Genomic DNA, 16,512 nt, shown 5'->3' on the forward strand with positions numbered 1-16,512 from the left:
ATCGCACCCTATAACGGGCCGATCCAATTCGGCCGACATGAGAGGAGTACGCTCCCGATGAAAGACTTCAAGGGCCGGACGGCAGTCATTACCGGCGCGGGCAGCGGCATCGGCGCGGCGCTCGCGCATGTCGCCGCGCAAGAGGGCATGAACCTGGTCCTTGCCGACATCAATCTTGCCGACCTTGAAGCGGTAGCCGCGACCATCGACTGTTCGGCAATCATGCTCCAAAGGACCGATGTGGCCGACCCGGAAGCGGTTCAGGATCTTGCCGACAGCGCATGGTCCCGTTTTGGTGAGGTATCCTTGCTGTGCAACAATGCCGGCGTCGTGCCTGGGGGGCGTCACCGGCCCGTCTGGGAATATGCGCTGGAGGATTGGCGCTGGGCCTTTGGCGTGAACGTGGATGGCGTAATCAACGGCATCCGCAGTTTCGTGCCCAGGATGCTGGCAGAGGAACGGTCGGGGCATATCTTGAATACCGCATCCGTCGCCGGGTTTGTGAGTGGCGAAGGCTCGGCTGTCTATGGCGCGTCAAAACATGCTGCCGTGCGCGTTACCGAAGCCCTTTATGCTGGCCTGCGTGCGCGCAATGCTCCCATTGGTGTCACTATGCTATGTCCTGGTCTGGTCGCGACACGCATTTACGAGGCCGAGCGATCGCGGCCCGCCCATTTGCGATCAGCCCTTGGGCGCCCTGTGGAAGCGCCCGAATTTCAGTCCATTTCCGACAAGCTGTTCCAAAACGCGCCGTCTCCGGAACAGGTCGCTGCGGAGGCATTTGACGGCATCCGCAAGGATCAGTTCTACGTCTTCACCTCAGCGCGGTACGACGGGGCGATCGCACAAAGGACGCAAGCCATTTTGAACCGGGAAAATCCCCAGTTCGACAGTTTGATCTCACTCAGCGAAGGCAAGGCTGATCTGGATAAGGAAAAATTATGAGCAGGCTGGACTCGCGGATCGCGCTGATTACCGGCGCCGCCTCTGGCATCGGGCTCGCTACGGCCCGGCGTTTTGCGGAGGAGGGCGCGAAAGTCGTGTTGGCGGACCGCAACGGTGACGCCTTGTCGACTGCTTGCGCATCACTGTGCGGTGACGGGCATGATATGGCGACGATGGATGTAACCGACGAGCAGGCATGGGCGGCGCTTGCCGATAGGATCGGCGCACGGTTCGGGAAACTAGACATTCTGGTGAACAACGCCGGGTTCGGCAAATTCGCGTCCATTGCCGACACGACTTTGGCGCAGTGGCGGTCGATCCTGGCCGTCAATCTGGACAGCGTGTTCCTGGGGACAAAATATATGCTGCCTTTGCTCGCTGCCTCCGGCCATGGCGCGATCGTAAACATGTCCTCGATTCGCGGTATCGTGGCCGGCGCCGGCACCGGTTCCTACAGCGCCGCGAAGGGTGGCGTTCGTATGTTCACCAAGGCGACTGCGATTGAATGCGCGGAGGCAGGCAATGGGGTACGCGCCAATTCCATTCATCCCGGCCACATCGCCACGCCCCTGACCGCGCCGGCCTATGCCGATGCGGAGATCGCCAAGACCCTGCTGGCGGACGTCCCGATTGGCCGGATCGGGCAGGCGGAGGAGATCGCGGACGGGATCCTTTTCCTGGCAAGCGATGAATCCCGTTACATGACGGGCGCCGAACTGGTGATCGATGGGGGAGCACCGCGCAATGACCGATCGAGCTATGGCCATCGCGACGAAGGTGGAAGCCTTCGTCCGCAATGAAGTAATCCCCTATGAAAAGGACAGTCGGCTGGGCTTCCATGGCCCGGAGGACGCACTGGTCAGGGAGTTGCGCGCAAAGGCGCACATGGCGGGCGTCCTCACGCCGCACATCCTGGAAGACGGGTCGCACCTGACGCAGCGGGAGACAGCCATCGTCGTCATAAAGACGGGGCTGTCGCCTCTCGGCCCGCTCGCGTGCAACACGGCCGCGCCTGACGAGGGCAACATGTATTTGCTGGGTAAGGTCGGGAGCGCGGAGCAGAAGTCGCGCTTTCTCGAACCATTGGTGAGCGGCGAAGCGCGATCGGCCTTCTTCATGACGGAGCCTGCCGAATCCGGGGGGGCGGGGTCCGACCCGTCGATGATGCAGACGACCTGCCGTCTGGATGGCAATCACTGGGTGATCAACGGCCGCAAGAAATTCATCACCGGCGCGGATGGTGCGCGCGTGGGCATCGTCATGGCCCGATCCGACGATGGCGCATGCATGTTCCTGGTCGACTTGCCCGACCCTGCCATCCGAACAGTGCGCGTGATCGATACGATCGACAGTTCAATGCCCGGCGGGCATGCGGAAGTCGACATCGTCGACCTTCGCGTGTCGGCGGACCAGATGCTGGGCGCGAGCGGTGAAGGCTTTGCCTATGCGCAAATCCGCCTCAGCCCCGCCAGGCTTTCTCATTGCATGCGCTGGCTTGGGCTTGCGATGCGCGCGCACGAAATCTCGACGGACTATGCCTGCCGTCGCCATGCCTTTGGCAAGCCGCTCGTCGATCATGAAGGCGTCGGCTTCATGTTGGCGGACAATCTCATTGATCTGAAGCAGGCGGAACTGATGATCGACTGGTGCGCCGGCGTGCTCGACACCGGATCGCTCGGCACCGCCGAAAGCTCGATGGCCAAAGTCGCCGTGTCGGATGCGCTGTTCCGTGTCGCTGACCGATGCGTTCAGGTGATGGGCGGAACAGGCGTGTCTGGCGACACTATTGTCGAGCAGGCGTTCCGGGAAATCCGTGCCTTTCGTATCTATGATGGTCCAACCGAGGTCCACAAATGGAGCCTCGCCAAAAGATAAAGCGGGACTGGAAGGGGGGCAGGCATGATTGCCGGACGATATGCGCGCGCCGCGAAATCGCTGCTGTTGCTCCTGCCACTCCTGGCATCGACGTCGCTACATGGTCAGGCTGGGAATTTTGCCGCACCCGAAGCCCCCGACACGCAATCCGGCTATGGCGAGGATCTGCTGCCAAGGGACGAGAAGGACCGCGCCGCCCTGCTTCATACCATCGCGTTCGATGCGACCGTCTATGGCATGTCGGCTTATCTGCATTATGAGCAGCTTTATCGGCAGGTGTTCGATCGCGGTTCGGACAACTATACCGGCTTCAACCGCTTCGCCCATGATCGCAACCTTGCCGGGCCTGACTATGCCACGTTCAAGGTTCCCAACACCGATACGCTCTATTCGACCGCATGGATCGACCTCAGCAAGGGGCCGGTCGAAATCGATATTCCGGCGACGCAGCTCAAATATTTCACGCTCAACATCTTCGACATCTTCGGTAATCCCAGCAATTTGAGCAACCGGACGATCGGATTTGAAGGCGGTCGTTTTCTGCTGGTCCCGCGTGACTGGAGTGGAACCCCGCCCGAAGGCGTGCGCATATATCGGGCGGCCACGCCCCAGCTCTGGATACTCATGCGCGCCTTCGCCCACTCCGACGGCGATGTGCAGAAGGCGCGGGCCTTTCAGGACGCGGTCAGGATTATTGTTCCGCAGGGCGTTGGAATGGCGAACGAATCCGGCATTCCAACCCCGCCGCCGCCTGCGCCGGGGGCCATCGGCTATCTTCGCGTCCTCGACTATGTTCTTCGGGCCGATGGCTGGCAGCCGGGTGAGGACGCGCTGGTATCGCGCTTCCGGCCGATCGGCATATTGGGTGACAAGGGGTTTGATCCCGACGCGCTGAGCCCTTCGGCGCGGGCGGCGATTGAAAGCGGTTATACAGAGGCGCTGGCCATGCTTACCCGTGCCAAGTCGCAATTGGGCGAACCCACCGGTACTGGTTGGATGAAGGTCAACAAGGGCGTCTATGGTTTCAACTATGTCCGCCGGTCGGTCATCAATATCGCGGGGCTGGGCGCGAATGTGCGCGAAGAAAATGCCTCCTACACGACCTTTGTCGATGGTAAGGGCGCAGTGCTGGATGGCGCGTCGTCCCGCTACACGCTCCGGCTGCAAACACCGCCACCCGTCAACAGCTTCTGGTCCGTCACGCTATACGACGCAAAGACATTCGCTCTCTATCCCAATCCTTTGAACCGCTATTTGGTAAGCGATCGGACCAAGGGGTTGAAGGTGCAGAAGGATGGATCGATCGACATCCGGATTCAGCACAAAGCCCCGGCCGGCGGGAACTGGCTTCCCGCTCCGGCCGGGCCGTTTTTCGTCGTCATTCGCGCCTATGGACCAAAACCGGAAATGCTCAACGGCCATTGGTTGCCGCCGGCCATTGCGCAGGAGCAGGGCGGGCGATGAGCGCTTTGGTCGATGCCAATAGCGGCACCGCCGCCGTTCGCCCTGGTTATGAACTGGACCTGGGCGCGCTGGACCTGTGGATGCGCGCCAATGTTGCCGATTATGCGGGACCGCTCGGCATAGAGCAGTTCAAGGGTGGCCAGTCCAATCCGACCTACAAGCTGATCACGCCCGGCAAGACCTATGTCTTGCGCAAGCAGCCGCCCGGCCCCTTGCTCAAGGGCGCCCATGCGCTCGATCGGGAAGCACGCGTGCTGACCGGCCTTGCGCACGCCGGTTTCCCGGTCGCCGCCGTCCATGGCCTGTGCAGCGATCCAGCCATTATCGGCACCATATTCTATGTCATGGACATGGTGGAAGGGCGCATCTTCTGGGACGCAGCAGTTCCGGGCGTATCAACCGCTGAACGATCCGCCCTGTTCGATGCGATGAACGCGACGATCGCAGATCTTCATAGTGTCGACCATGTCGCAGCCGGGCTGGCGGACTATGGCCGGCCCGGCAACTATTTCGAACGGCAGATCGCGCGCTGGTCCCGCCAATATGCCGAAGATGCAGAGGCAGGCCGTGATCCCTATATGGACCGGCTTGTGGAATGGCTCCCCCTCCATATCCCGTCGGGTGAAGAAACGAGCATCGTCCATGGCGACTTTCGCATCGATAATCTGATCTTCCACCCAACGCAGCCGCGCGTGCTGGCGGTGCTCGACTGGGAGCTTTCGACGCTGGGGCATCCGGGCGCCGACTTTGCCTATCATGCGATGATGTATCGCATGCCGCCCCATATCGTCGCCGGGCTTGGCGGGCGCGACCCGGCCTCGCTCGGCATCGCCGATGAAGAGGCCTATCTCGCCGCCTATTGTCGGCGCAGGGGACTAGCGGACATGCCGGGGTACGACTTTTACATTGCGTTCAATTTCTTTCGGCTCGCGGCGATTTTCCATGGCATCAAGGGCAGGGTGATCCGCGGCAATGCCTCCTCCGCGCAGGCCCGTGAGCGCGTTGCGGTGCTGCCGGAACTTATGCGCCTTGCGTGGCAGCAGGCGGAAAAAGCAGGTGCCCGATGAGCAGTCCGGCCATCACGCTCGACATCCAGGACAGCGTCGCATGGCTGACGCTGGCGCGGCCGGACAAGCGCAATTCGGTCGATCCCGCATTCGCATTGCGACTCCATGAACTGGCGGAGCGATGCGCGGCAGACCCTGCGATACGATGTGTCGTCCTTACCGGAAGCGGCAAATTTTTTTGCGTCGGTGGCGACATTGACGCCTTCTCTGCAGCTGGCGACGATGCCGAAGCGGCGGTTGGCGCTCTCGCGCGGAGTTTCCACGCCGGCATCTATCGGCTTGCCACGATGGAAAAGCCTCTGGTCACGGCGATCAATGGGCCTGCAGCCGGCGCGGGGCTAAGTCTTGCCATCATGGGGGATATCGCACTTGCTGCCGATTCTGCCCATTTCACTTCGGCCTACAGCGCTGTTGGACTGACGCCGGACGGCGGCGCATCATGGTGGCTGCCACAGCTTATCGGCATGCGGCGGGCGCAGGAGATGCTGTTCACCAATCGAAGGATCGGGGCGCAGGAAGCGGCATCCATCGGCCTTGTTACGCGCGTGGTCCCTGACGATGCACTGCATGTCGAAGCGTCCGCGGTCGCAACGGTGCTGGCAAAGGGGCCAGTCCGCGCTCTGGCCCGATGCCGCGCCCTGCTGATGGAATCGGCGAACGCTGGTTTGCGCGACCAACTGGATCGCGAGGCCGCCTCGATCGCTAAGTCCGCCGGCGCAGTCGAAGGCCAGGAAGGCGTCGCCGCCTTCCTGGCGAAGCGATCACCCCATTTTGTATAGTCGCGTGTTGATGGGCAAAGCATGTCATAATTCGATGAGCATTGTATCCGGTTCGACAGGTCTGCGCACTTGTCTTGAGGCCTAAGCAACTCAACTTTCCACCCAATCCGGATGACGGGACCGTTCCACCATTCGTCGGGTATCTGATTCGTATTTATGTCGAACCCGACATGCTCAGGACAGGCTTGAGATAGGTCGCGTTGATCATCACCGTCCTGCGTTCGGAAGACCGAGGCGCTTTCAGACCTTCCATCATCCGAAGGAGGTCGCGTCCGTCAATGTGGTGTAGAATTGGGTGTGGCCAGCGGGCTGCATTTTCAGGCGGCCTTGGGTGTAATCTGTAGCGGCTGTGCCTCCTCGATCATTGGTGTAGCAAGGGCGGCCATGCCCTCGATCTGCATGTAGCGGTGCTGGAGCTGGTATTCGTCATTCTGCTCCAGCAGGACGGCGCCGACGAGGCGGATGATGCTATCCTCGTTCGGGAAGATGCCGACGACATCGGCGCGGCGCTTCACTTCCTTGTTCAGGCGTTCCAGTGGATTGGTGGAATGTAATTTGACGCGGTGCTGCTCGGGGAAGGTCATGTAGGCCAGCACGTCGTGCTCGGCATCGTCCATGCAGGCGCCGAGCTTTGGCCAGCGGGTACGCAACTGGTCGGCGACCTGGCGCCAGACCTGTGTCGCGGCGGCATGGTCGGGCTGGAGGAAGACCTGGCGGATGGCAGCGGCGACGACGGTGTTCTGGCCCTTGGGCACGTAGGCCAGGGCATTGCGCATGAAGTGGACGCGGCACCGCTGCCAGGTGGCGCTGAGCACGCGAGTGATCGCTGCCTTGAGGCCCTCGTGGGCATCGGAGATGACCAGCTTCACGCCGGTCAGTCCGCGGCGTGCGAGGTCCTTGAGGAAGCTCGACCAGAATGGCTCGGCTTCGGAGGGTCCAATGTGAAGGCCAACGATTTCGCGCTTGCCCTCGGTGTTGACGGCAACGGCTATTATCGCGGCGACACTGACGATCCGCCCGCCCTCGCGCACCTTGAGGTAGGTAGCATCGAGCCAGAGGTAGGGCCAGTCGCCGGTGAGCGGCCGCTTAAGGAAGGCATGGACACGTTCGTCGATATCCTTGCACAGCTTGGACACCGAGGATTTGGAGATGCCGGTCATGCCCATGGCCTGCACCAGCTCGTCGACACGCCGGGTGCTGACGCCGGCGATCCACGCCTCCTGGATCACCGCGACCAGCGCCTTCTCGACGGTCTTCCTGGGTTCCAGGAAGCCAGGGAAGTAGGCGCCGGTCCGTAGCTTGGGAATCCTCAGGTTGAGCGTGCCGAGCCGGGTATCGAGGCTGCGGTCGCGGTAGCCGTTCCGCCAGGTCGTCCGGTCGCCGGAGCGCTCGTGTCGGCTAGCGCCGACCAGGCCATCGACGTCGGCCTCCATGATGATCTGTAATACGCTCTCGGCGATCGTGCGCAGGAAATCTCCATCTCCAGTCTTCGCCATCAGCTCGGCAAGCGGTAGTCTGTCGTTGGTCATCGGGATCAACTCCTCGGTGGGCGTGTGAAGTGTGGTAACTCCACCTTACCGATGAGCCCGGTGGCCACCGAGATCGAAATCGCATGGGGTGGGGCATGCCCCACCCCATGCGATCATCTCAATCTACACCAGAAATTACACCACGAGCGCGGACGCTAACTCCGAAGGAAACCCACCGCTTCCAGCGATTGCAAAGCGTCTTGTGCGGCCGGTCGTCCTTCGGTGCATCCCTCCAGCGCAACCCATTCCGGTTGACGAAATTGATCCCGCTCAACACCCGGCGATCGTCAACACGCAGTTTGCCATGGCTTTCGGGAAAGTGGGGCTCAATTCGAGCCATCTGCTCGTCCGTCAGCCAATACAGGCCGCTCATCTTCAATCTCCTCGCAGAGCCTGAATCAGATCGAGCCAGTCATATCAATGGGTCCTGACCGCTAGTCAGATGCTCTCAAAATGGTGCTATCAAGCGCGAACAAATATCAGGGTCGCTTCACCCGCCCGCTAACGCTCGCGATATTTTTCGCCGCAATCGGGGGTCAACCGTCAGGGCTGGAATGGATCAGGACCGGACGATAGTAGCCGATAGATGGTTTGCGGATGTCTTTGAAAGTAACTCAGCGATATCAACAGCATAGTATTGCCAAGGACTCCAGGCCGGCACCATTTGGGGAAAAATATTCTCCACAATGAATTCAATATCTTGATATGCTCCCGAACAATCGAGTGGGAATAATCGGACGGCACCGATTACCCCGTTGGCGCAAGCTGCCGCAGCGGTGGAGACTGACATGACCGGCGCCGCTCTTGGCCATCCCGTCTATCGGGACATGCCGACCACCATTTTCGAACAGATGTCGGCGCTCGCGCGTGAAACCGGGGCGATCAATCTGGGACAGGGTTTTCCCGACACGCCGGGACCGGCGGATATTCTGAACGTCGCGGCCGACGCGCTGCTCAGCCGGTCCAACCAATATCCGCCCATGGCTGGTCTGCCGGAACTGCGCGCTGCGGTGGCGAGCCATTATGCGGCGCATCAAGGTCTGGCGCTGACCCCGCAGGACGTCATCGTGACGTCCGGTGCGACCGAGGCGATTGCCGCGACCTTGCTGGCGCTGGTGCAGCCGGGCGACGAGGTGCTGGTGCTGGCCCCGCTTTATGACGCCTATCTGCCCCTGATCGAGCGGGCTGGGGGTGTGGCGAAGGTCGTGCGGCTTACCCCGCCGGAGTGGCGGATCACGCAAGCGGCGCTGGCGGCGGCGTCACCCCGCACCCGCTTCCTGTTGATGAACAATCCGGTCAATCCGACCGGCATCGTCCTGCGCGACGGCGAGTTGGCGCTGCTGGCGCGCTTCTGCGTCGATCGCGACCTGATCGCCATATGCGACGAGGTGTGGGAGCATCTGACCTTTGACGGCTTGCGCCACCGCCCGCTGATGGCGCAGCCGGGCATGGGCGAGCGGACGGTGAAGATCGGATCGGCGGGCAAGATTTTCTCCCTGACCGGCTGGAAAGTCGGATGGATGTGCGCCGCGCCGCCGATTGTCACGCTGCTGGCGCGGGCGCACCAATTCCTCACCTTCACCACGCCGCCGAACCTGCAATGGGCGGTTGCCAAGGGGCTGGCCAAGCCGGTCGAATGGTTCGGCGCGATTCGCGCAGACTATCAGGCGTCGCGTGACCGGCTGGTAACGGGACTGCGGGCGGCGGGGTTCGTCCTGTTGCCCAGCCAGGCGACATGGTTCGTCTGCGTCGATCTGCCCGCCAGCGGCATCGCCATGGACGATCGCGAATTTTGCGAGCGCATCGTGCGCGACGCCGGGGTCGCGGCGATCCCGATCTCCGCCTTCTATCCCGATGAACCCGTCACCCATCTGGTCCGTCTGTGCTTTTCCAAGGCGGACGCTGTGCTGGATGAGGCGGTTGCGCGACTGGCCGACTTTCGCCGACGGGTGGTTGCAGGGTCTGGCGAAGGGCGCTAAGTTCCCTTTTCGTTCCAAAAGGGCTGCTCATGGAAATCCTGCCGATCCTGTTGATTGTCGTTGCATTGCTCATCGGGTTGGCGGTTGGCTGGCTGCTGCGCGGGAAGGCGCTTGGCCCGCTGATGGCGGAGAAAACCGACCTTGCAGGCCGACTGGAGATGGCGGTCAGTCAGCGCAACGCGGCGATCAGCGAACTGGCGGTGGAGAAGGAGCGGGTGGCGCAGGCGGCGGCATCGGCGCAGCGGCTGGAAGCGGCGCAGACCGCGCTTGCCCAGCGGCTCGACACCGCGCAGGCCGAGCGCGAGGCGGCCTTGCGCGACCTGGCGGCGCTCCAGTCGGATACGCAGGCGCGGGCGGAAGCCTTCGAAGCGCAGATCGTGGCGCTTCGCGACGCCAAAGAGCAATTGTCGGCCCAGTTCAGCGAAATTGGCGGCAAGCTGCTGGGGGAAGCGCAAAAGACCTTCCTCGATCGGGCCGACCAGCGGTTTGCCCAGGCGAACGAGAAGAGCGAGGCGCAGCTCAAGACGCTATTGTCCCCGGTCGAAACGACGCTCAAACGCTACGAGGAAGGCCTCCAGCGGGTCGAGAAGGATCGCGTCGGCAGCTATGCCGAACTGCGCGAGGCGGTAAACCAGGTGCAGCTGGGACAGGGGCAGGTCCGCGAAGAAACCGCCAAGCTCGTCAATGCGCTGCGCGCCGCGCCCAAGACGCGGGGTCGCTGGGGCGAACAGCAGTTCAAGAATCTGATCGAAACGGCGGGCCTGTCTCCCTTCGTCGATTTCAGCGAGGAAGTTTCGGTGACGGTCGAGGATGGCCGTTTGCGCCCCGACTTCATCATCCGCCTGCCCGGCGACCAGCAGATGGTGGTCGATGTCAAATGTTCGCTCGTCGCCTATCTCAATGCCGTCGATCAGGTCGATCCCGCGCTTCGCGACGCGCATATGGCCGACCATGCCCGTGCTATGCGGACCCATGCCGACGCGCTGGGACGCAAGGCCTATTGGGAGCAGTTCGACAAGGCGCCCGATTTCGTCATCATGTATGTGCCGGGCGATAATTTCGTCACCGCCGCGCTGGAGGCGGACATGGACCTGTGGGAACGGGCGGCGAAAAACCGGGTCATCATCTGCGGCCCTGCGACCTTCCTGCCGCTCGCGCGGACGCTGGCGGGGCATTGGCGGCAGGCCAAGTTGCAGGATCAGGCGCGACAGGTCGGCCAGTTGGGCAAGGAATTATATGAGCGGCTGGCGGCGGCGGCGGCATCGCTCAAGAAGCTCGGCAACCGGCTGCACGGCGCGGTGGGCGACTATAACGCCTTTGTCGGCAGCTTCGAAAGCCGGGTGCTGGTGACCGGGCGCAAGCTGCGCGACCTCAATATCGAGACGGGCGGCAAGGAATTGGAGGAACTGGCGCCGGTCGATGCGCTGGTGCGTGATCCAGCTTCGGCCGAGGCGCTGCGGGCGTTGCCGGACGCGGCGGAGTAAATAGACATTGTTCCGTTCGTTTCGAGCGTAGTCGAGAAACGTTCAGCGCAAGTTTCTCTACTACGCTCGAAACGAACGGATGTTGTGTTAGCCGCCTTTCGCCGCGCCACTCGCTGTCCGCACGCCCGCCCGATTGCGGCTGGCAAGTTCGCGTTTCAGATCCTCCGGGCGCGGGGCTACGAGAAACCCGAAGCTGACCGTGCCTTCCTTGGTCTCGACCACATGATGCAGCCGGTGCGCCTGCACGATGCGCTTCATATAGGGAGAACGGGCGACATAACGGTTCTTCACCCGCTGGTGGACGATGATGTCGTGGAAGCCCAGGTAAATCGCGCCATAGGCCGCGATCCCGGCACCGCAGGCGGTGGCCAGATTGCCCCAGCCCCATTGCACCCCGCCCAGCAGCAGGATGATGGAGGGCAGGGCGAAGATCACGAAATAGAGATCATTGGCCTCCCACATTCCCAAACGCGGGCGATGGTGGCTGGCATGCAGGAACCAGCCCGGCCCGTGCATCACCCAGCGGTGCATGACATAGGCAAAGCCCTCCATCGCAATAACGGTCGCTAGAAAGACGAGGGCTGGCAGCAGGATCGACATGGCATCCATATAGGCGGGCGGGCGCGCTGGCGCGACCCGTAAAGCTACGAGGTGGACGAAAGGTCGGGGCCGGGCGAGGCCGGGCGCACCGGGGCGGCGTGGATCACGCGCTGGGGGTAGGGGATGATGATGCCATTATCCTTGAACAGGTGCCACAGCCGGTTGAGGACGTCCGACTTCACATTGCTGACGCCACCTTCCGGGTCGCTGATCCACACCAGAATCTCATGATCGACGCGACTGTCGCCAAAGCCGATCAGCCAGACATTGGGTTCGGGTTCGCGCAGCACGCGCCGGCAATCGAGCGCGGCCTGCCGCATCAGGCTTTGCGCCAGCGCAAGATCGCAATCATAGCTGATCCCCACGGGAATGCGGACGCGCACATTCCGGTTGGAATAGGACCAGTTCTCTACCTCCTGCGTCATCAGATTTTCGTTGGGGATCAGATGTTCCTTGCCGTCGCGGGTGATGACGCTGACGGCGCGGACGCCGATCTTGTTCACCCAGCCGAAACTGTCGCCGACAACGATGACGTCGCCCGGCTTGATCGAGCGATCCATCAACAGGATGATCCCCGCGATCAGGTTGCCGAACGTCTTTTGCAGGCCAAAGCCCACGGCCAGGCCCAGCGCGCCGGAAAAGACGGCAAAGGCCGTGAGGTCTATGCCCAGCAGGTCGACGCCGATGAAGAAGGCGGCGACGATGACCGCGATCGCCGCGAGTTTTTGCGCCAGCAGCTTCTGGGTCGGGTCGAAGCCCTGCGTATGGTCGATCGATCGCCCGATCAGCCGGTTGGCGAGGCGGACGAGCGCGAAGAGCGCGACGCAGGTGGCGGCGATGGAAAGCAGCCCCAGCAGGGTGATGCGCCGCTTGCCAAGGCTGATGCCGACCGTGTCGAGCATCGCGCCAACCGGGGCAAGGCCGCCACTGGTGCCCGACACGATGCTGAGGAACAGCAGGAGCGCCAGCGGCAATACCGCCCAGCGGGGAATGGCCAGGGTCCGCAGCGCATAGACGGCGAGCAGCGCAACCGAGAGGCCAAGGCCGATGCCCAGGACCAGGTGGCCGACCGAATCATGGGGCCAGAAGGCGGCGGCGATGCCGATCATCAAAGCGGAAATGGCGTAGCGCAGCATCGCCCGGAGCCGCAGGGCGAAGGCTGGTCCCATGACCTGGGCGCGCGGCTGGAGGCGAGGGCCGATGAAGCGGGCGCACCCGGCGGCGGCCAGGTGGAGCAGCAGCGCGAACGCCAATGCGATCAGCGGATGGATGATGCCGCTGTCGTCGGGGACATGGGCCAACAGCCAGTCTATGCCCGATAGCATCGCCCTACGCCCCGTCGCGGACGGCGCGGAAACGGGCAAGGCCGGCGGCGAGGTCGGCGATCAGGTCGGCTGAATCTTCCAGGCCGATATGAAGGCGGATGGCCGGTCCCTGTGCCTGCCAGACGGTCGCGCTGCGGTAGCGGGCGGGATCGATCGGCAGGGCCAGGCTTTCAAAGCCGCCCCAGCTATAGCCGATCCCGAAATGGGCCAGGCCGTCGATCAGGGCGGCGCGGGCCGCATCGTCGCCGCCGTTCAGGATGAAGCTGAACAGGCCGGTCGATCCGCTGAAATCGCGCTGCCACAGGGCGTGACCGGGGCAGTCGGGCAGGGCGGGGTGAAGGACGCGGGCGACCTCCGGCTGATCCTTCAGCCAGCGGGCAACGGCAAGCGCGCTGTCCTGATGCTGTTTGAGGCGCACGCCGAGCGTCCGCAGCCCGCGCGACGCGAGCCAGGCGTCGTCGGGGCTGACCATCTGTCCCAGCAGATAGGCGGTCTGCCGGACTTTGGCGAACCATTGGTCGTTAGCGGTGATGCTGCCCATCATGACATCGCTGTGGCCGACAATATATTTGGTGCAGGCCAGGATCGAGATGTCGACGCCATGGGACAGGGCGGGGAAATAGAGCGGCGTCGCCCAAGTATTGTCGGCCAGGGTCGTGACGCCATGCTGGCGCGCGAGCGCGGTGATGGCGGGCACGTCCTGCACCTCGAAGGTCAGGCTGCCGGGGCTTTCCAGGAAGAGGGCGCGGACCCTCTCATCGGCTAAGGCGACACTAAGCTGAACATGATCGAGCGGATCGTAAAATATCGTTTCGATACCGTAACCATCAAGCATTTGCGTGCAGAAGTTGCGGGTCGGGTCATAGGCGCTGTCAACCATCAACAGCCGGTCGCCGGGCTTGAGCACCGCCATCAGCGCGCAGGCAATCGCCGCGACGCCCGACGGAAACAGCATCGTGCCGGCCGCGCCCGGTTCCATTTCGGTGAGCGCGTCGGCGAGGCTCCAGGCCGTCGGCGTCCCCTTTCGCCCGTAGAACAGCCGCTCATGCGTGCTGCTGCCTGCCGCGCGGCGCAGATGGGCGACATCATCATAAAGGACGGTCGATGCGCGCCAGACCGGCGGGCTGACGATCGCGCCGGGCTGGCCGGGCATGCCGGTCCATTCGGGCTTGCGCCCCGCCTGCGCCAGCTTGGTCAGCGGCTTGCGCGCGTCCTTGTCCGATCCCCCCTTGCTCATGCCGGGCCGGTCGCCTTGGGCGTGGCGGGATCATAGCCCCATTCGGACCAGCTGCCGTCATAAAGGGTAACGTCGCGATTCCCCAGCATTTCAAGGCCCGCCAGCAGGATCGCCGCGGTCACGCCGCTGCCGCAGGTGGTGATGACCGGGCGGTCAAGGTCGATTCCCGCGTCGTGCAACAACTGGCGCAGATCGTCCCCCGTCTTCATGCTGTTGTCGGGATTGAACAAGGCGGCGGAGGGCAGGTTGCGCGATCCGGGGATATGGCCAGACGCCATGCCGGGGCGCGGTTCGGCCTCTTCCCCCGTGAAGCGACCCGCGCCGCGCGCGTCCAGCACTTGCGCGTCATGGCTTGCCAGATTGGCGATCAGGTCGGCCTTGGTGCGGACCTGACCGGGGGCGCGGCGGGCGATGGCGTTGCCGGTTGCGGGGGTGACGGGGCCGCTCTGTGTCGCGCGGCCCTCCGCCACCCATTTGGGCAGGCCGCCGTCCAGAATCGCGGCCGATGCGCCCAGGCCATAGAGCCGCACCATCCACCAGCCGCGCGCCGCGCTGTGGGTGGGGCTATTGTCATAGACGATGACGCGGCTGTCGGTGTTGATGCCCAGCGCCTGCGCGCGCTGCGTCATCAGCGTGTCTGGCGGCAGCATGCCGGGGGTCGGATCGTCGGGGTCGTTGAGGGTCGGCAGGTCCATGAAGGCCGCGCCGGGGATATGGGCGGCCTCGAACTCGGCGCGCGGGTCGCGCGGCGTGCCGGGCAGGAACAGGCTGGCGTCGAGGATGCAAAGGTCCGGCTTGCCCAGTTCTGCGGCAAGCCAGTCGGTCGAAACGAGAATGTCCATGCAATGCCCTTTGGCCTGATTTCGTGGCGCTACACCCTATTAGTAGGGCGCGCAGGCAGGGCTGGAAAGAGGGATCAGGACGGGACCAGTTCCCCTGCGGCGCGGGTGGCGGGGCGGCGATATTGCCGTGGTCCCTGATCAAGGCGGAACGGGGCAAGCCGGTCGGCGGGCGGCTCCTGCTCCTGGCCCAATATGAAGGCGCGGGCGGTGCGGCCATGCCCTTGCGGCTCGCCCCCATCCGGTCCCCAGTGATAGCTGGCGTCGAAGGCGGCGAGCGGGATCAGCAGGCTGCGCTGGCCCATCGTCACCGGCACGATCTCGTCGGGCATCAGCCGCAACTCGCCGGTCAGCCGCCGGGTTTCGCCCGGCATGATCGCCATGGCGGAATGGAGCGGCAGGCCGCTTTGCTGGGCGAAGAAGGACTGGAGCAGCGCCTGTTGCTGCGCCCCTGCGTTGCCGATGATGCCGCGCACCAGCACGTCCTGCGCGGGCGTATCGCCCCGATTGTGAAGCAATAGCGTATAGCCCACGGTCATGCCGACCAGCGAATAGCGCGCGAGGCTGAGGTCCAGCGCCATGTCCAGCCATGGGCGATCGGGCGCGTCGGGTGTCGCGGCGACGGATGTAGGTTCGGGTGCGGGTTCGGGCGTCGGCGCGGGCTTTGGCGCAGCCGCGGCTTTGGGCGGGGCGGGAGCCGGAACAGGCGCGGGCGGCGCGATCTCCACCTCTGCCGCATCCGGTGCGATCGGGCGACGGCGGCGCAGCAGGAGGATGGCGGCGAGCGCCAGCAGCAAGAGCGCACCGCCGATGATCCACGGCCAGGGCGTGGTGTTCGCGTTCGCGGGTGGCGGCGGTGCTTCTTCTGGCGCACTGGCGGCGGGCGTCGGGGCAGGCTGTGGCGCGGGCGTTGATGCCGGCGCTGGGTCTTTGGTTCGCTCCGGCGCTGGAGTAGGGGCTGGGCTGCTTTCAGCTTCGGGCGTTGCGCGTTCCGCTGCCGCACGGGGCGCCGTCTGTTCCGGGGTAGCGCGCGACGGGCGGGCAGGCGGTGGCGCGGCCCGTTGAGCGGGGACTTGTGGCGCGGGCTGGGCGGGCGCGGGCGTCGGCGTGATCGTCGGCGCTATGACCGGCGGCGGGGCCGCTGTTGTCGCGGGCGCGCGGAACACGTCGAGTTCCGGCCCCTGCCGGTTGGGATTGGCCGGTTGCGGCGCGCTGGTGGGGGGCAGGGTAAAGACCGGCGCGGCGTCCTCCGCCTGCTGGGCATGAACAGGCAGCGCAAGCAGCAACGGCGCGGCGAACAGGAACGAACGATGATACCCCATGGGCCGAGCCAAGGCACAAGCGCGGCTGAACCGCAAGTGAACAATGAGAAGCCGATGACACCAGCCG

13 protein-coding genes and 2 pseudogenes are annotated in these 16,512 nt (G+C 63.9%); 8 read left to right on the forward strand and 7 right to left on the reverse strand.

Annotated features, from left to right (window positions below):
- The first annotated feature begins 57 nt into the window (after positions 1-57).
- The 6 genes and pseudogenes from CJD35_RS06930 (at position 58) to CJD35_RS06955 (ending at position 6,130) form a co-directional block, all read left to right on the forward strand.
- Positions 58-945 (forward strand): SDR family NAD(P)-dependent oxidoreductase, encoded by an 888-nt coding sequence (locus CJD35_RS06930; protein ID WP_017181700.1) that lies wholly within the window; start codon positions 58-60, stop codon positions 943-945.
- On the forward strand, positions 942-1,745 hold the full coding sequence (locus CJD35_RS06935) for an SDR family NAD(P)-dependent oxidoreductase (RefSeq protein ID WP_095686964.1): 804 nt from the start codon (positions 942-944) through the stop codon (positions 1,743-1,745). Before CJD35_RS06930 ends, CJD35_RS06935 begins: the two co-directional genes overlap by 4 nt.
- Positions 1,690-2,843, forward strand: a pseudogene (locus tag CJD35_RS06940) (acyl-CoA dehydrogenase family protein); the annotation flags it as partial. The gene CJD35_RS06935 and the pseudogene CJD35_RS06940, both read left to right, overlap by 56 nt.
- Position 2,844: 1 nt before the next feature.
- A complete protein-coding gene (locus CJD35_RS06945) occupies positions 2,845-4,284 on the forward strand; it encodes a DUF1254 domain-containing protein (RefSeq protein WP_017181697.1) in 1,440 nt (479 codons plus the stop codon).
- A complete protein-coding gene (locus CJD35_RS06950) occupies positions 4,281-5,351 on the forward strand; it encodes a phosphotransferase (protein ID WP_017181696.1) in 1,071 nt (356 codons plus the stop codon). The genes CJD35_RS06945 and CJD35_RS06950 overlap by 4 nt, the downstream gene beginning before the upstream one ends.
- A complete protein-coding gene (locus CJD35_RS06955; protein WP_017181695.1) occupies positions 5,348-6,130 on the forward strand; it encodes an enoyl-CoA hydratase/isomerase family protein in 783 nt (260 codons plus the stop codon). The genes CJD35_RS06950 and CJD35_RS06955 overlap by 4 nt, the downstream gene beginning before the upstream one ends.
- A gap of 317 nt (positions 6,131-6,447) precedes the next feature.
- Here the strand turns inward: CJD35_RS06955 and CJD35_RS06960 are convergent, their stop codons facing one another.
- Together CJD35_RS06960 and CJD35_RS06965 are read right to left on the reverse strand one after the other, a co-directional pair.
- Positions 6,448-7,659: an IS256 family transposase gene (locus CJD35_RS06960; protein ID WP_095686774.1), complete on the reverse strand. Its 1,212-nt coding sequence runs from the start codon at positions 7,657-7,659 to the stop codon at positions 6,448-6,450.
- A 148-nt stretch (positions 7,660-7,807) separates the two neighbouring features.
- A pseudogene (locus tag CJD35_RS06965) lies at positions 7,808-8,032 on the reverse strand (transposase); the annotation flags it as partial.
- Between the two features lie 415 nt (positions 8,033-8,447).
- Here CJD35_RS06965 and CJD35_RS06970 point away from each other — a divergent pair.
- Both CJD35_RS06970 and CJD35_RS06975 read left to right on the forward strand, forming a co-directional pair.
- The gene (locus CJD35_RS06970) at positions 8,448-9,638 is read left to right on the forward strand and encodes an aminotransferase (RefSeq protein ID WP_026002143.1); all 1,191 of its coding nucleotides are present in this window, start codon (positions 8,448-8,450) and stop codon (positions 9,636-9,638) included.
- 29 nt (positions 9,639-9,667) lie between these two features.
- Positions 9,668-11,122, forward strand: a complete 1,455-nt coding sequence (locus CJD35_RS06975; RefSeq protein ID WP_017181692.1) for a DNA recombination protein RmuC — start codon at positions 9,668-9,670, stop codon at positions 11,120-11,122.
- A gap of 87 nt (positions 11,123-11,209) precedes the next feature.
- Here CJD35_RS06975 and CJD35_RS06980 read toward each other — a convergent pair whose 3' ends face one another.
- The 5 genes from CJD35_RS06980 to CJD35_RS07000 form a co-directional block, all read right to left on the reverse strand.
- Positions 11,210-11,722: a sterol desaturase family protein gene (locus CJD35_RS06980; protein WP_026002142.1), complete on the reverse strand. Its 513-nt coding sequence runs from the start codon at positions 11,720-11,722 to the stop codon at positions 11,210-11,212.
- A gap of 44 nt (positions 11,723-11,766) precedes the next feature.
- Positions 11,767-13,047: a mechanosensitive ion channel family protein gene (locus tag CJD35_RS06985; protein ID WP_095686965.1), complete on the reverse strand. Its 1,281-nt coding sequence runs from the start codon at positions 13,045-13,047 to the stop codon at positions 11,767-11,769.
- Between the two features lie 4 nt (positions 13,048-13,051).
- Positions 13,052-14,284, reverse strand: a complete 1,233-nt coding sequence (gene metC, locus CJD35_RS06990) for a cystathionine beta-lyase (RefSeq protein ID WP_017181689.1) — start codon at positions 14,282-14,284, stop codon at positions 13,052-13,054.
- The gene (locus tag CJD35_RS06995; RefSeq protein WP_017181688.1) at positions 14,281-15,126 is read right to left on the reverse strand and encodes a sulfurtransferase; all 846 of its coding nucleotides are present in this window, start codon (positions 15,124-15,126) and stop codon (positions 14,281-14,283) included. Before CJD35_RS06995 ends, metC begins: the two co-directional genes overlap by 4 nt.
- 74 nt (positions 15,127-15,200) lie before the next feature.
- Positions 15,201-16,445 (reverse strand): hypothetical protein, encoded by a 1,245-nt coding sequence (locus CJD35_RS07000; protein ID WP_017181687.1) that lies wholly within the window; start codon positions 16,443-16,445, stop codon positions 15,201-15,203.
- Between the last annotated feature and the right edge of the window lie 67 nt (positions 16,446-16,512).

Origin of the sequence: Sphingobium xenophagum, assembly GCF_002288285.1 — a bacterium.
GTDB lineage: Bacteria > Pseudomonadota > Alphaproteobacteria > Sphingomonadales > Sphingomonadaceae > Sphingobium > Sphingobium xenophagum.

Excerpts from the sequence above, each read along its gene's own strand:
- CJD35_RS06930 (WP_017181700.1), top strand. The coding sequence starts at position 58 with ATGAAAGACTTCAAGGGCCGGACGGCAGTCATTACCGGCGCGGGCAGC.
- CJD35_RS06935 (WP_095686964.1), top strand. The coding sequence starts at position 942 with ATGAGCAGGCTGGACTCGCGGATCGCGCTGATTACCGGCGCCGCCTCT.
- CJD35_RS06945 (WP_017181697.1), top strand. The coding sequence starts at position 2,845 with ATGATTGCCGGACGATATGCGCGCGCCGCGAAATCGCTGCTGTTGCTC.
- CJD35_RS06950 (WP_017181696.1), top strand. The coding sequence starts at position 4,281 with ATGAGCGCTTTGGTCGATGCCAATAGCGGCACCGCCGCCGTTCGCCCT.
- CJD35_RS06955 (WP_017181695.1), top strand. The coding sequence starts at position 5,348 with ATGAGCAGTCCGGCCATCACGCTCGACATCCAGGACAGCGTCGCATGG.
- CJD35_RS06960 (WP_095686774.1), bottom strand. The coding sequence starts at position 7,659 with ATGACCAACGACAGACTACCGCTTGCCGAGCTGATGGCGAAGACTGGA.
- CJD35_RS06970 (WP_026002143.1), top strand. The coding sequence starts at position 8,448 with ATGACCGGCGCCGCTCTTGGCCATCCCGTCTATCGGGACATGCCGACC.
- CJD35_RS06975 (WP_017181692.1), top strand. The coding sequence starts at position 9,668 with ATGGAAATCCTGCCGATCCTGTTGATTGTCGTTGCATTGCTCATCGGG.
- CJD35_RS06980 (WP_026002142.1), bottom strand. The coding sequence starts at position 11,722 with ATGTCGATCCTGCTGCCAGCCCTCGTCTTTCTAGCGACCGTTATTGCG.
- CJD35_RS06985 (WP_095686965.1), bottom strand. The coding sequence starts at position 13,047 with ATGCTATCGGGCATAGACTGGCTGTTGGCCCATGTCCCCGACGACAGC.
- metC (WP_017181689.1), bottom strand. The coding sequence starts at position 14,284 with ATGAGCAAGGGGGGATCGGACAAGGACGCGCGCAAGCCGCTGACCAAG.
- CJD35_RS06995 (WP_017181688.1), bottom strand. The coding sequence starts at position 15,126 with ATGGACATTCTCGTTTCGACCGACTGGCTTGCCGCAGAACTGGGCAAG.
- CJD35_RS07000 (WP_017181687.1), bottom strand. The coding sequence starts at position 16,445 with ATGGGGTATCATCGTTCGTTCCTGTTCGCCGCGCCGTTGCTGCTTGCG.